This is a genomic window from Microbispora amethystogenes (assembly GCF_016863015.1).
Taxonomy (GTDB): Bacteria; Actinomycetota; Actinomycetes; order Streptosporangiales; family Streptosporangiaceae; genus Microbispora; species Microbispora amethystogenes.
Genome location: NZ_BOOB01000009.1, coordinates 91,834 through 106,975, shown reverse-complemented (window position 1 = coordinate 106,975; position 15,142 = coordinate 91,834). Strand labels below are relative to the sequence as shown.

The 15,142-nt window shown below is 72.0% G+C and carries 8 protein-coding genes; 3 read left to right on the top strand and 5 right to left on the bottom strand.

Annotated features, from left to right (window positions below):
• Window positions 1-47 precede the first annotated feature (47 nt).
• The gene (locus Mam01_RS06310) at window positions 48-1,043 is read right to left on the bottom strand and encodes a Fic family protein (RefSeq protein ID WP_239101074.1); all 996 of its coding nucleotides are present in this window, start codon (window positions 1,041-1,043) and stop codon (window positions 48-50) included.
• A 259-nt stretch (window positions 1,044-1,302) separates the two neighbouring features.
• Here Mam01_RS06310 and Mam01_RS06305 point away from each other — a divergent pair, with 259 nt between their 5' ends.
• Window positions 1,303-2,568 (top strand): serine hydrolase domain-containing protein, encoded by a 1,266-nt coding sequence (locus Mam01_RS06305; RefSeq protein WP_204284469.1) that lies wholly within the window; start codon window positions 1,303-1,305, stop codon window positions 2,566-2,568.
• Window positions 2,569-2,570: 2 nt separating this feature from the next.
• A complete protein-coding gene (locus Mam01_RS06300) occupies window positions 2,571-3,725 on the top strand; it encodes a geranylgeranyl reductase family protein (protein ID WP_239101073.1) in 1,155 nt (384 codons plus the stop codon).
• A gap of 10 nt (window positions 3,726-3,735) precedes the next feature.
• Here Mam01_RS06300 and Mam01_RS06295 read toward each other — a convergent pair whose 3' ends face one another.
• The 4 genes from Mam01_RS06295 to Mam01_RS06280 all read right to left on the bottom strand — a co-directional run bounded on the left by Mam01_RS06295 (window position 3,736) and on the right by Mam01_RS06280 (window position 9,073).
• Window positions 3,736-4,560, bottom strand: coding sequence for an SDR family oxidoreductase (locus Mam01_RS06295; protein ID WP_204284467.1), 825 nt, complete (start codon window positions 4,558-4,560; stop codon window positions 3,736-3,738).
• A 79-nt stretch (window positions 4,561-4,639) separates the two neighbouring features.
• A complete protein-coding gene (locus Mam01_RS06290) occupies window positions 4,640-5,914 on the bottom strand; it encodes a glycosyltransferase (protein WP_150935325.1) in 1,275 nt (424 codons plus the stop codon).
• 5 nt (window positions 5,915-5,919) lie between these two features.
• Window positions 5,920-8,046 carry an HAD-IIIC family phosphatase gene (locus Mam01_RS06285; RefSeq protein WP_204284466.1) on the bottom strand — a complete coding sequence of 709 codons (2,127 nt, stop codon included), beginning with the start codon at window positions 8,044-8,046 and terminating at the stop codon, window positions 5,920-5,922.
• Window positions 8,047-8,149: 103 nt separating this feature from the next.
• Window positions 8,150-9,073, bottom strand: a complete 924-nt coding sequence (locus Mam01_RS06280; protein ID WP_150935327.1) for a TauD/TfdA family dioxygenase — start codon at window positions 9,071-9,073, stop codon at window positions 8,150-8,152.
• A 500-nt stretch (window positions 9,074-9,573) separates the two neighbouring features.
• Between Mam01_RS06280 and Mam01_RS06275 the strand changes: the two genes are divergently transcribed.
• Window positions 9,574-15,108: a non-ribosomal peptide synthetase/MFS transporter gene (locus Mam01_RS06275; RefSeq protein ID WP_204284465.1), complete on the top strand. Its 5,535-nt coding sequence runs from the start codon at window positions 9,574-9,576 to the stop codon at window positions 15,106-15,108.
• Window positions 15,109-15,142 lie beyond the last annotated feature (34 nt).

Genomic DNA, 15,142 nt, shown 5'->3' with positions numbered 1-15,142 from the left:
GAGACACACACGAGGCCGCGGCCACCCCGCCGCGGCCTCCCTCACACCTATCCGCGCCCCACCGGCCGCTGGTGCTTCGAGGCCCGGTACGCCTCGACGGACTTGCGTGAAGACCTCCAGATCCCGTCGGCCCCCTGGACGGCCTTGAGACGGCCACGCTGAGCGGCCTGCCGGAGAGCCGCGAGGCTGAACTCGTCGTCGGCAAGCGCCGCCAGCGGAACCAGACGGGCGGGCCCTGCGATGTTCGGGACGATGAAGCGGTTGAGATTGTCTTCCATCGCGCGCGCGATCAACTCACCCAGCGCACCGTAGTCCCCGCTGTCCGCTCGCCGCAGCGCCGCAAGGTAAGAGGAACGCTGTCGCTTAAGAATGATGATCGGAGGGTAGCGAAGTCTGACGAGAACGAGGTTCACAACGAGACGTCCCGTACGACCGTTGCCGTCAAGGAAGGGGTGGATGCGCTCGAAGCCGTTGTGCAATCTGGCCAGTTCCTCAGGCAGGGGATGTTCAAGCTCGTCGCCCGCCTCGATCCGTTTGCCCAGAGCGCACACCTCCATGACCCATTGACTGACCTGTTCCGGCACCAAGGGCCAAGGCGGCGGCGTCATCCCTTCGGAGAAGGGCATGATGTCGTGCTCGCGGAAGTTTCCCGGCCCCTCTCGATCCGTCGCGTCCGGATGTGGCGCGACATCCCATACCGGAGTCATCGCCGCATGATGCACCCTCCGGACCTCATTGACCGTGATGAGGTTCCCGTCGTGCCAGGCGTCCGGCTCCAGCGCCTGCCCGTAAACCCACTGCGCTGCCGTGGCATAGCCACGCACCTCGTTGTACTCGCGGAGAGCCTTCGCTCCCACCGCCCTGCCTTGGTCGAGAAGTGCTCGAACCTCGCGAAGCACGAGCGTGTTCCCCTCGAGGGCCGTAGAGTGATGAGCCTCCTCGTGCCAGATGTCGTCCCAGATCTCCTGGGCCTCCCGAGGATTGGGCAAGCCGCCGAGCCGGTCGTTGAGTTCGGTGAGCGCCATATCCAGACGTGCGTACACCGTGGTACGGCTCGGCCTGCCTCTGCCCGCCACCCGCCACCTCTTCCATTTTGATAAGCCTCACCAGCAGCTAATTGAACTTATCAAGTAGCCACTCATCGTCGCGGAAGATTGCAGAAAGTGACGACCGGTCACGGATCAGGAAACCAGCAGTGGATTGCCACCGGGATCTGCCTTCCGCACTCAGCCTCCGTTGCGGTCAGGGCCTCGGTCAGGGTCGCGGCCATGGCCGGTCAGGGCTCCTCTAAGATCAGCCGTCATGATTTCGGACAGGTTTTCCGTTTCCCGGAGGAACGCCCTGCGCCTGCTGGCGGGCGGCGCCGCGTCGGGGCTCGCCGCCGGGCTGCCCGCGTCGCCGGCGAGCGCGGCGGCCCGCGTGTGGAGCGTCACCGGCCGTAGCGCGACGTCGCTGAAGCCCTTCGACGACACGCTGAAGCGCTTCATGCAGGCGCGGACGATCCCGCACGCATCCCTCGCCGTGGTTCGCAAGGGCAAGCTGGTGCTCGCGCGGGGCTACAACTGGACCGCGGACACCTCGTTCGCGGCCGGCCCCACCTCGCTGTTCCGCGTCGCGAGCCTGAGCAAGCCGGTCACCGCCGCCGCGGTGCTGAAGCTGGCGCAGGACGGCAAGCTCAGTCTCTCGGCCAAGGTCGCGTCGCTGCTGGGACTGAGCACGACCGCCGATCCGCGCCTCGCCGCCGTCACCGTGACCCACCTGCTCCAGCACCTCGGCGGGTGGGACTCCGAGGTCTCGGGCGACCCGATGTTCAGGGACCGGGTCATCGCGGCGGCGCTCGGCGTGCCGCTGCCGATCACTCAGGCGCAGATCATCACGCACACGTCCGGCCTCAGGCTCGACCACGCCCCCGGCACGACGTACGCGTACTCGAACTACGGATACCTCCTCCTCCAGAAGATCATCGAGAAGGTGAGCGGCGTCTCGTACGCGAGCTACGTCCAGAGCAAGGTGCTGACACCCCTCAAGATCAAGCGGATGACGCTCGGCAGGACCGCGAAGAGCCTCCGCAAATCGGGTGAGGCTCCCTATTTCTCGCAGTACACCGGCAAGAGCGTGATCGACACCTCGGACTCCGTGGTGCCCTTCCCCTACGGCGGGTTCAACCTCGAGAACATGGCCGCCCACGGCGGCTGGCTCGCCACGGCCGCCGACCTGGCCAAGTTCACCACCCTGTTCGACGCGGCCGGCGTGCTGACCTCGGCGTCGATCTCCAAGGCGTTCGCCAAGCCGTCGATCGGGGTCAACTCCGACGGCTGGTACTACGGCCTCGGCTGGCAGGTCCGCCCGGTCACCGGGGGCCGCAACACCTGGCACACGGGGTCGCTGGCCGGCACCTCCACGCTCATGGTCCGGCGTTACGACGGGCTGAGCTGGGTGGTGCTGTTCGACCAGCGCGACGACGCCTCGGGGCTGAACTACGGGGACATCGACGCCCAGCTCCACACCGCCGCGAACTCGGTGAAGTCGTGGCCCACCACGAACCTCTTCTCCACGTACGGTCTGTAGATGTGGACGACGTCTGGGACCTGGTGGTGGTCGGCGCGGGACCGGCCGGCGCCGCCGCCGCGCTGCGGGCCAGGCAGCTCGACCCCGGCGGCCGGGTGCTGCTGCTCGACCGGGCGGCCTTCCCTCGGGACAAGGCCTGCGGCGACGGCATCGCGGCGCACGCGCGGCAGGAGCTCGCGCTGCTCGGACTGCCCGGCCTGCTCGACGACCACCGGCCGACGCCGCGCCTGTCGGTGACGTCGCCCGGCGGGATCGAGGTCTCGGCCGCGGTCGCGCGGCCCAACCACGTGGTCCCCCGCATGGTCTTCGACGCCCGGCTGGTCGAGGCCGCCGCGGCGCGCGGTGCGGAGGTGCGCCGCCACCGCGTGCGCACGCTGACCACCCGCGACGGGCTCGTCGTGCTCGACGGCGAGGTGGCCGCCCGGGTGGTCGTCGCCGCCGACGGCGCCAACTCCGCCGTACGGCGGCTGATCGGCGTCCCGCCGAGCCCGGACCGGCACACCGCCATCGCGGTTCGCGGGTACGCCGACGTGCCGCCGGACGACGACGTGCAGGTCATCGTCATGCGGAGCGAGGGCTGGCCGGCCTACGCCTGGTCGTTCCCGGTGGGCGACGGCACGGCCAACGTCGGCTACGGCCTGCTGCTGCCGATGCTGCGACAGACCGGCCGGCCCGGGCGCGAGATCCTGCACGGGCGGCTGGCCCGGCTGCTGCCCCTGCTCGGCGAGATCAGGTCGCCGGTCCGCGACCTGCGGGCCCATCACCTGCCGCTGTCGAGCGGACGGCCGGTGCCCGGGGCGGGCCGGGTGCTGCTGGCGGGCGACGCGGCGAGCCTGATCAACCCGCTGACCGGCGAGGGCATCTACTACGCGCTGCTGTCGGGGCGGCTCGCCGCCGAGGCCGCGATCGGCTCGCCGGCGGACCCGCTGCGGGCCTACCGGCGGGCTCTGCGCCGGGCGCTCGGGCGGCACCTGCGCACCACCGACGCGCTCTCCCTGGCCGCCCGCTCCCCCGGCTTCATCGACGCGGCGATCTCCGTGGCCGCCCGGCGTACCGAGGTCTTCGACCTGCTCGTGGACGTCGGGCTCGGCGCGGGGACGGTGCCACCCCGCCTGGCCGGCGCGGTCGCCCTCCGCTGGCTCCGCGACCGCGCCTGAGCCGGTTCGCTCAGGCGGACGCCCAGAGGTCCTTTTCCGCGTCACCGGCGGCCTGGGGACCCATCAGACCGAGCCCGCCGTCCACGAAGACCGACGCGCCGGTGACGTACGACGAGGCGGGACCGGCCAGGAAGGCGATCACCTGGGCGACCTCGCGGGCGTCGCCGGGACGGCCCAGCGGGTAGCCGGGCCGGGTGCCGGGCCTGGGCGGCCGGTCCTCCTGGCCGGTCATCGGAGTAGCGATCTCTCCTGGGGCCACGGTGTTGACCGTGATGCCGTGCCTGGCCAGCTCCAGCGCGAGCGTGCGGCTGAGCATCCGCAGGCCGCCCTTCGCCGCGCAGTACGGCCCCGCTCCCAGGCGGGGATACTCCTCGTGGACGCTCGTCACGTTGACGATCCGCCCGCCCGCGCCGCGGTCGATCATCCGGCGGGCGGCGCGCTGGGCGCACAGGAACGGCCCGTCCAGGTCGACCGCGACCACCTCACGCCACCGGTCGTAGCCGATGTCGAGCAGCGGCTCGGCCGTTCCGGTGCCCGCGTTGTTCACCAGCACGCCGAGGCCGCCCAGCTCGTCGGCGAGCTCGTCGATCACCTCGGCGGCGGTCACGGGGTCGGTGAGGTCGTGCCGCCGGACGGCCGCGCGGCGGCCCTGCTCCGCCACCTGCCGGGCCGTCTCCCGCGCGCCCTCCTCGTCCCGGTGGTAGGTGACGCCGACGTCGAACCCGTGCGCGGCGAGCGCCACCGCGGTCGCCCGCCCGATCCCCGAGTCGGCTCCGGTGACGATCGCCACCTTGTCGTAGTCGAAGCGCGAGATCGGCGCCGTCACCTCGCTCATGGGCCTCCCCCTCGTGGCCATACGATGCCCGTACGGTGGCCGTACGGCGTACCCGGGAGGCCCTCCCTCAACCGTCGCGTCAGCCGCCCCTGCGGGCGCGGGCCAGGGCGGCCAGGCGCACCTTCTGCTCCGGGGTGAGCCGGGCCAGTCTCTCGCGCGGGACCGGCCGCCGCAGGATCTCGTCGGCGCCGATCAAAGCCTCGGCGTGGTCGGCGGCGATCCGTACGCCGTCCTCCGAGGCGGCGTCGGCGGCGAGCGGGGCGATCCGCTCGTGGTACCCGTCGTCGGCGAGGGTGCGGGCGAGCAGCGCGGCGGCCCGTTCCTCGTCCCAGTGGGACACGGGGAGCCATTCCGCGACGCCCGCGCGGTCGAGCCGCTCGGCGTTGTCGGGACGGTCGACGCCGTGGGCGAGCAGCACCTGCCGGGTCGACGACGACAGCGCCCGGGCGAGCGTGCCGATCCCGCCATGGTGGACGACCGCGGCGACACGAGGCATGAACGAGGCGAACGGCGCCGAGGGCAGCCACTCCACCCCGTCGGGCAGCGACTCGGGCTGGAACGCCGGGTGCCGGTTCACCAGCAGGGCCCGCCTGCCGATCCTCTGGCACGCGGCGGCCGCCACCTCGTAGAACCGGTCGTGCAGCACCTGGCCGGTGCCTCCGGTGATCAGGACGGGGGGCTCGGCCCAGTCGGGGACCGGCCCCTCCGCCGTGTCGCCGAGCACGAACCCGCAGCGCACGGCGTTCGCGGGCGCCCGCTGGCCCGCGGCGTCGAACCACTCCGGCCACAGCACCAGCTGCACCGGGGCGTTGTTGAGGTAGGCGGCCCAGTCGCGGACCGGGCGCAGGCCGAACGACCGGTAGACCTCGTCGTACCCCTCCCCGAGCACGCGCCGGAAGAGGTCGGCGAGGACCGGCAGCGAGACGTACTGGTGGGGTGTGACGGACGCCAGCGCCACGGGGACCCCGTGCATCTCGGCGGCCATCAGCGCGGCGATGCCCGAGGTGTGCCGGGCCACCACCACCGTCTCCCCCGGCCGGTAGTGCGCCTCGATCATGCGCACCTCCTCGGCCAGCAGCTCGAACAGGCCGTTGCGCCGGTAGAGCCGGAGCACGCCGTCCGGGTCCTTCAGCGGGTCGAGCATGTAGCGCCGCGCGTCGTCAAGGTGCCGGTCGTAGCCCTCGTCGGTGTCGATCGGGAGGTGCCGCAGGCCCGCGGCCGCTATCCGGTCGGCGAACCAGGAGTGCGTGAGCACGGTGACCTCGTGGCCGCGCTCCGCCAGCTCGCGCCCGATCCGTATGAACGGGAGCACGTCGCCGTTCGTGCCGTGGGTGCTCAGCAGCATCGTGGCCATGCGGATCAGCCGTTCCCTGATTCGAGCCCTGATTCGAGCAGGGCGTCGATCTCCTCGTCCGACAGGCCCGCGAGCTCGTCGAGCAGCCCGGCCAGCTCCTCGTCGCCGGTCTCGGCGAGCTGCCGCTCCTCGATCACCTTGGCGACCTCGGCGATGGTGAACGAGGTGGTGTAGAGGGTGTCGAAGGGCAGCTCGACCCCGAACTCGGCACGCACCCGCGCCATGAACTGCACCAGCCGCAGCGAGTGGCCGCCCAGCTCGAAGAACCCGTCGTTCACCGAGGTGGGCGGCTTGTCGAGCAGCTCCGCCCACCACCGCATGACGGTCGCCTCGACGGGGGTCGCCCCGGCCACCTCGGCGGCCACCGCTGTCGCCGGGCGGGCGGCCCGCATCGCGTCCAGGATCGCCTCGGGGCCGGTGAGCCGGGTCGCGATCCGCTCGACGGCCGCCCATCCGGCGGGCGCGGCCGCCGAACCGATCCGGGCGGGCCCCGCTGCCCTCTCCTCAGCAGGGCCCGATGAGTGGACGGGTGTGTGGGCGGGTGAGTGGACGACGGCCGCGGCGTCGGCGGCGGTGAGGACGTGCCACGCCGTCTCCGCCGCCTCCTCGCCGTACGGCTCGATGGTGGCGGGCAGGGTGGCCAGGAAGTCCCTGGCGGGCTGGTTGCGCTCGGTCGGCCGGAACGCCAGCGCGACCCGGGCCAGCCCGCGGTCGCGCGCGAGCGCGCCCAGGTGGGCGAGCATGCGATGCTCGACCCCGCGCCCGAGGGTGCGGCAGCTCAGCAGGAACGCGCCGGCGCGCAGCGTGTCCCCGTCCGTCCGCACGTCGGTGAGGCCGACGACGCCGTAGTCGCCGAACCGGTCGCGCACGTCCACGACGAACGTCTCGTCGCCGTCCAGGCGCCGCGTCCCCGACAGGTTGAACTGGTTGGTCCGCTCGGCGAGCTGGGCCGCCCGCGCCTCGTGCTCGGGGCCCGCCGGGGTGATCGTCACCCGCAGGTCGAGCGTGGCGTAGAAGTCGGCGAGGGACATCTCGCCCCTGGCCTGCTCGCGCCGCCGTTCCTCCTGGTAGCGCCGGGTGCGCTCGCGGTCGGCATCGGTGACGGCGGCGAGGTCGAGCGGCCAGCAGTGCCGCAGGAACGCCGCCGCGTCCGCGGCGGCGGTTGGCATCTGAAGGGTCAGCACCTCGGGGCAACCGGCCCGGACCTCGGCGCACTCGACCGGGCTGTCGTCGAGGAAGACGAAGGAGTCGAGCCCGAGGTTCAGCTCGTCGGCCAGCGAGCGCAGGGCCTGCGACTTGGCCTCCCAGCCGACGCGCATCGCCGTGACGTCGTCCAGGCCGAACGGCAGCCCGGGATGCCGGGCGAAGACCTCGCGGACGTCCTTCTCCTCGTTCTTGCTGCACAGGCACAGCAGCCGCCCCGCCGCGACCTGCCGGGCCAGCTCGCGCCAGATCTCCTCGCGCTCGGGGCCGATCACGACGCCGTCCGGGCCGTCCTCGCCGACCACGCCGTCCCACAGCGTGCCGTCGCAGTCGGCGACGACGACCTTGGGACGCGGGGTGGTCACGGCCTGGAGGCGGCGTACGACCGCCGCGGCGAGCGCGGCGAAGTAGTGGTCGGTGTACGGGACGTTGCCGGTCCGGTCGGCGAACGCGTCGTGGACGGCCTCCGGGTCCGCCGGCTCGTACGGCTCGGCGGAGGTGAGCACGCCGACCGACCGGTCGTCCTTCAGCGCCTCGACCAGCCCGCCGGTCAGGCGCGCATGGGCTTCGGGCGAGCCGTGCCCGGGCGAGGCGGGGCAGACGGCGACGAGATGGGGGGTGCCCGCCGCGGCCGCCGACGTCCGGAGCGCGGTGGCGAGGTCGTCCGCGGCGGCGTCGAGAGCGGCCGTATCCTTGTCGGCGGCACCGGCCGTGACGTTCCCGGCGAGGTCTTCGGCGCGGACGAGGACGACCACGGCGCCGGCCCGGCCGAGCACGCTGCCCGGGTCGAGCAGCGAGGGGAAGACCTGGTCGTACGGAGCGAAGGCGACGTCCCCCTCGGTCCCCAGCTCGGCGAGCCAGAATCTCAGGGCGTCCCCGAGCGGCTCGGCGGTGAAGGTCGCGGCGACCCCCAAAGCGATCTTGCTCACTGCGGATCCCCTTTCAGCCGGAGACGGCTTGGAAGTCGGAGACGGCGTTCAGTCGGGCGAGGCTTGCGTGCTTGCGGTCGGGCGTGCGCTCAGTCGGACATGCTCAGTCGGACATCGCGACGAGGACGCGGCGGGAGCCGGTGAAGGGCCGGCGGCCGTGACCGACGAGCACGTTGTCGATCAGCAGCAGGTCGCCGCTCCGCCAGTCGACGTCCACCGCGTTGTCCAGGCCGCGGTCGCGCGCCTGGATGACGTAGTCGCCGGGGATCGGCGCGCCGTCCGGGAACGTCACGGACTGCGGCAGCTCCTCCGGCGGCATGAGCTCGGCGAGCATCGCGGCGGTCTCGTCGCCGAGCGAGGCGGGGTGCCACTGGTCGGCCTGGTTGAACCACACCTCGGCCCCGGTCACCGGGTGCCGGGTGGTGGACGGCCTGATCTGCGAGACCCGCACGCCGCCGTCGGGCCGCCACTGCCAGTCGGCCCCGATGCCGTCGAGGAACTCGGCCACCTGGTCGCGGTCCTCGGTCTCGAACGTCTCCTGCCAGCTCTTGCCGAGCCCCCGGCCGGCGTGCAGGTTCTGGGTGTAGCGCACACCCTTGGCGAAGGCCTCCCTGACCTCGTCGTCGAGCGACTCCAGCCAGCGCACGCCGTCCACCACCGGGGTGGCCCCGCCGGTCTCGGCCGCCTTCTCGCAGAAGAACAGCAGCCGGGAGGGCCAGGCGGCGGAGTACGACAGCTCGTTGTGCATCGAGATCGTGTACTCGGGCGGGTACTCGGTGGAGGTGTAGACGTTGCCGCCGACCTTGGTGCGGGGCGAGTTGCCGTGGACGTACGCCAGCCGGTTGGGCAGGAGCATGTCCATGACCGGGTCCAGCGTCTCGGGCGTGACGCCGAACCCCCGGAAGACGAGGGCCTTCTCCCGTACGAGCAGATCGCCCACGTCGAGCCCGCGCAGGCGCTCGACCAGTCCTTCCGGAGTGGCGGGGCCGTCCGGGGTTATCTCCAGGGGCGTCCAGCCGTCGTTCATGCGTCCTCCTGCTGAGCGATATCCGGCCGTATTCGGCCACGACGACGAGTCGAATTGAGGAGGCAGGCGGGCCCTCGAATAGGCGGCGCCCCTGCGGAAATTCATTCCGGCGGCCAACATAGAACCCGGATAGGGTGCCGCGCAAGAAACAAGTTCCACCCCTTCTCCGACCACGTCAGTCAGCCGATTCGACACCTTGCTGTAACACCCGGCAATGCCTGTGCGGCCGAACCTTCCCTCGTCTGCGCTTGATCACGGAAGGTCGATTTCCTCTTACCGAATGTGGCTGAGGGCAGGTCAATGTAAGGCTTGCGTTACCAGGGTGTATCACGTATCGTAATAATCCTTTCGTGGGAGCGCTCCCATGCGTCCCGTCGCCGAAAGCGGCGAGATACGCGGCGACCCCTGCGGAATTCAACGTTCAAGCGTTTCTCGATCAACCACTTTTCCGTCTGGTCAGTTGGCGCCTGCGCATTAGTGCGCAGAGAGGAGAACGCTCGGTGACGATAACGCCGACGACTGACAACGAGCATCTAATAGCGTCGCTTTCCCCACGCAGGCAGGAGGCGCTGCGCCGGCTGCTCGCCGCCCGGGCGGCCGCCGCGGACGCGATCACCCCGCGCGGCGCGGGGCCCGCCCCCTGCTCCTACGAGCAGGCCCAGATGTGGCTCGGCGCCCGTTTCGCCGAAGGCGCTCCGGCGCCGAACGCCACGATCGGCCTGCGGCTCACCGGCCCGCTCGACGTCCGGGCGCTGACCGTCGCCCTGGACACCCTGGTCGAACGCCACGAGATCCTGCGCACGGTCTACGAGGGCGACGGGCCCGAGCCCCGGCAGGTCATCCTTGACCCCGGGCCCGCGCCTCTCGACGTCGTCGACCTGCGCGACCTGCCCGAGTCCGAACGGGAGGAGCGGGCCCGGGAGCTCACGTCCCGGGCCGCGGTCGAGCGCTTCGACCTGGAGACCGGGCCGGTCCACCGTACGACGCTGGTCCGGCTGGGCGACGAGGACCACGTGCTGATGTTCGTCTGCCACCACATCGCCTGTGACGGGTGGTCGGTCGGCATCATCGTGGACGAGCTCACCACCGTGTACGCCGCCGCCCACGAGGGCCGCCCCGCCGGGGTCACCCCTCCCCCGCTCCAGTACGCCGACTACGCGGCCTGGTCGCGGCGTGAGCTGACCGGCGAGCGGCGGGAGCGGCGGCTCGCGTACTGGCGCGACCGGCTCGACGGCGCCGCCTCGGTCGAACTGCCGATCGCCAGGAACGACCAGCCCGTTCCCGAGGGCAGGCGGAGCGACTGCCACCTGTTCACGCTGCCGGAGGATGTCCTGCGGGCGCTGCGGGAGGCGGGCGGCCCCGGGACCACGCCGTTCGTGGCCCTGCTCACGGTCTTCTCGATGGCGCTGGCGCGCTACACCGGGCAGGACGACCTGACGATCGCCACGGTCGACGGCGGGCGCCGCCGGGTGGAGCTGGAGCCCGTGCTCGGCTGCTTCGTCAACGCCCTGCCGCTGCGCGCCGACCTGTCGGGCAACCCCTCGTTCCGCGAGGCCGCGGCGGGGGTGCGGCGGCGGCTCGGCGAGGCGCTCACCAACCACCTGCCGTTCTCCGAGCTGGCGGGGGCGCTGCGCGACCGGGACGCCCGCAACTTCTCGCTGTCGACGGTGGGCTTCTCGCTGCGGGTCTTCCGCGACCAGCGCGGGCGCTGGCCCGGGCTGGAGGCGTCGGTCTGGGCGCACGAGGTCGACGACTTCACCTACGACCTCGCGCTGCTGGTGCACCTGAACGGCGGCGGCGACCCCGAGCTCTACCTGACCTACCAGAAGGACCGGTTCGACGCGGACGCGGTCGCCCGGCTCGCCGGGCACTACCGCGCGCTGGCCGAGCGGATCGCCGCCGCCCCGGACACCCCGCTCGCCGACCTGGACCTGCTGACCGACGCCGAACGCGACCTCGCGCTGGACGCCTGGAACGACTCGGCCCGGCCGTACCCGGACGTGGCCCTGCCCGAACTGCTGGAGCGGCACGCGGACTCCGACGCGGTCGCGGTCGCGTTCGAGGGCCGCACCACGACGTACGCCGAGCTGCACGCCCGCGCCAACCAGGTCGCGCACCTGCTGCGCGAGCGGGGCATCGGGCCCGAGGACACGGTGGGCGTGCTGCTCGACCGGAGCCCGGAGCTGATCGCCTGCCTGCTCGGCGTGTGGAAGGCCGGCGCGGCCTACCTGCCGATGGATCCCAAGTTTCCCGCGCAGCGCGTCTCGGACATGCTGTCGATCGCCGCGACCCCGCTGGTCCTGACCTCAGCGGGGTACGCGCACCTGTTCGACGGCGTCGGCGTGCCGGACGACCCGGTCGACGTGGTCGACGTGGGGAGCGGCGTGCTCGACGGCCGGCCCGCCGAGCCGGTGGGCGTGCCGTACGACATCGACCGGCTGGCGTACGTGATCTTCACCTCGGGGTCGACCGGGAAGCCGAAGGGCGTGCAGGTCACCCACCGCGGCCTGGTGAACCACGTGTGGTGGGCCGTGGAGGACCTGGCGAGCCAGGGCGACGGCGGAGCGCCGCTGTTCGGCTCGGTGGCCTTCGACCTGGTGGTCCCGAACCTCTGGGCGCCGCTCGTCACCGGGCAGCGGGTCACGGTGCTGGAGCAGGACTTCGACATGGGTGAGCTGGGCGCGCTGCTCGTCGCGGGCGGGCCGTACAGCTTCATCAAGTGCACCCCCGGACACCTGGAGGTGCTCGGTCACCAGATCGACGCCCGGCAGGCCGAGGCGCTCGCCGGCGTGATCGTCGTGGCGGGCGAGGCGCTGCCCGGGTCGATGGCCAACCGCTGGATGGAGATGCTCGGCCCGGGGCGGCTCGTCAACGAGTACGGCCCCACCGAGGCGTCGGTCGGCACGTGCATCTACCCGGTGCGCGACGCCCAGCTCGTGGAGGTCGTGCCGATCGGCCGTCCGCTGCCCAACATGCGGATGTACGTCCTCGACGCGAACCGGCGGCTGCAGCCGGTCGGCGTGCCGGGCGAGCTCTACGTCGGCGGCGTGGGCGTCACCCGCGGCTACCTGAACCGGCCCGACCTCACCGAGGAGCGGTTCCTGGCCGATCCGTTCGTGCCGGGCGGGCGGATGTACCGCACCGGCGACCGCGTGGCCTGGGCCCGCGACGGGAACGTGGTCTTCCTCGGCCGCTTCGACGACCAGGTCAAGATCCGCGGCTACCGCATCGAGCTGGACGAGGTCAGGGCGGCGGTGCTCGACCACCTGGGCGTACGCGACGCGGTCGTCGTCGTGCACGCGTTCACGCCCGAGGACAAGCGGCTCGTCGCCTACTACGTGCCCGAGGCTCGGGAGCCCGCGGAACCGGCGTCCCGTGATTTGGCGGAGCACTGCGCGGCGCGGCTGCCGGAGTACATGGTCCCGTCGATGTTCGTGCCGCTGGAGAGCATCCCGCTCAACGCCAACGGCAAGGTGGACCGCAAGGCGCTGCCCGACCCGGTCGTCCGGGCGACCGAGGACCTGGCGGAGCCGGAGACCGAGACCGAGATCGTGGTGGCCGGGGTCTGGCGGGAGGTCCTCGGCATCGAGGCGATCTCGATCGACAGCGACTTCAACGCGCTGGGCGGCCACTCGCTGCTGCTCATCCGCATGGTCGCCAAGCTGCGCCAGGCGCTGCCCTCCGACGGCTACCAGGTGACCGTGCTCGACGCGATCGCCAACCGCACCGTACGGGACCTGGCCGCGCTGATCGACAGGGCCAACGGCGCCCCGGAGGGCGCCGCGGACGAGGGCGCGCGCGGCCTGCTGGTCGAGCTGACCCGGCCGGTGAAGACGCCGACGCTGTCACTGGTCTGCATCCCGTACGGCGGGGCCAGCGCGATGGTCTACCAGCCGCTGGCCGACGCGCTGCCGGCCGGGCACTCGCTGTTCTCGGTCGCCCTGCCGGGCCACGAGCTCGGGGTCGAGGAGAGCACGATCCCGTTCCACGAGGCCGCCCAGCGGGTCTGCGACGAGGTCGTCGAGCGCGTGCGCGGCCCGGTCGCGCTCTACGGCCACTGCGTCGGCAGCGCGCTCACCGCCGAGATCGCCCGGAGGCTGGAGGCGGCGGGCCGGCGCGTCGAGGCCGTCTACACGGGCGGCAGCTTCCCGTTCGCCACCCCCACGAAGGGCCTGAACGGCCTGCTCGGCCGGATCTTCCGCAGCAAGGCGCTGGACAACGCCAACGCGCACGCCAACTGGCTGCGCGCGATGGGCGCCGACCTGCAGGACCTCGACCCCGAGCAGGTCGACCACATCATCAGCACGATGCGGGTGGACGCGCGGGCCGGTGAGGACTACTTCAGCGAGCTGGTCGAGCAGCAGAGCCCGCAGCTGCGCGCCCCGGTGATCTCCATCGTGGGCGACCGCGACGCGCTGACCGACTTCTACGAGGAGCGCTACCGCGACTGGCACTGCGTCTCCGAGACCACCGCGCTGGTGGTGATGGCCGAGGCCGGGCACTACTTCCTCCGGTACCGCACCGAGGAGCTGGCCGCGATCGTCACCACCGCGCACACCTCCGTGGACCGTCCCGAGGAGTGGCACGTCCCGGCGCCCGGCGACACTGCCACCTGGTGGCGGGAGGCCGTCTCGTCCGACCGGAAGGCCGACACGGACGGGCCGCAGCCCAGCCTCGGCCGGTTCTTCACGGTGGCGACGGGCCAGATCGTCTCCATGATCGGCGCGGTGATGACCGAGTTCGCCGTGCCGATCTGGGCGTACCTGAAGAGCGGCTCGCTGGTGCAGTTCGGCCTGTTCGCCATCGTCGGGTTGGTGCCGGGGCTGATCCTCGCGCCGCTGATCGGCGCGCTGGTCGACCGGTACGACCGCAAACGGGCGATGCTGGTGGCCGACGGGATGTCGCTCGGCGTTCAGGCCGGGCTGCTCGCGCTGATGGTCTCCGACTCCCTGAACATGCCGCTGCTCTACGCCCTGCTGGTGCTGCTCTCGCTGTCGGTGACCCTGCAACGGGTGGCCTGGCAGTCGGCCGGCCCGCAACTGGCGCCCAAGGCCTACCTGCACCACGTCGGCGGGGTCGTCCAGCTCGGCAACGCCGTGGCCCAGCTGATGGTGCCGCTCTTCTCCGTCGCCGTACTGGCGCTGATCGGCATCGAGGGCATCCTCACGGCCAACGTGGTGTGCTACGCGGTCGCGTTCACGGTGACGCTGCTGGTCCGCTTCCCCGCCACGATGGCCTGGCGGCGCCGGGAGACCGTCTCCGCCGAGATCCGCAACGGCTTCCGCTACCTGCTCCGGCGGCGGGGCCTGCGGGCGATGGCCTTCACGATGTTCATCGTGAACTTCTTCCTGTTCACCGGGTTCATCATGATCCCGCCGCTGGTGCTGTCGGTCGGCGAGCTGGCCGACACCGGGCGGGTCGCGGTGCTCGCGGGCATCGGGGCGGTCTGCGGCGGCCTGATCATCACGCTGTGGGGCGGCCCGCGCGACCGCCGGATGTTCGGCATGCTGGCGGCCGCCGGAGTGCTCGGCATCTTCTGCGCCATCGCCGGTCTGCGGCCGTCGCTCATCCTGATCACGCTCGGCGCGTTCGGCATGTCGCTGATGATGACGATCAGCGACAGCATCTGGCTGACGATCATCCACTCGAAGGTGCCGCAGCGCTACCACGCCCGCGTCATCTCGATCAACCGGATGCTCGCGCTGTCGACCCAGCCGGTCGGGCTGGCCGTACAGGCCTGGCTGGTGGGGCTGGTCTTCGAGCCGCTGATGCGGCCGGGCGGCGCGCTGGCCGGCTCGGTCGGCAAGGTCCTCGGAGTCGGCGAGGGGCGCGGGATCGGCCTGCTGTACGTGGTCTGCGGGCTGGCCATCGCCCTCACGATCACGATCGCCCTTCGTCACCCGGCGCTGGCGCGGTTCGACGAGGAGACCCCGGACGCCGAGGCCGACGACCTGGTCGGCCTGAAGACGCTGCGCAGCCGCGGCGAGGCGCCGCAGGCCGTCGAAGCGGTCGAGGCGGTCAAGGTCAAGGCCTGACGAGTAGGACAAGTGGCTCGCCGGCCGCCGCGGC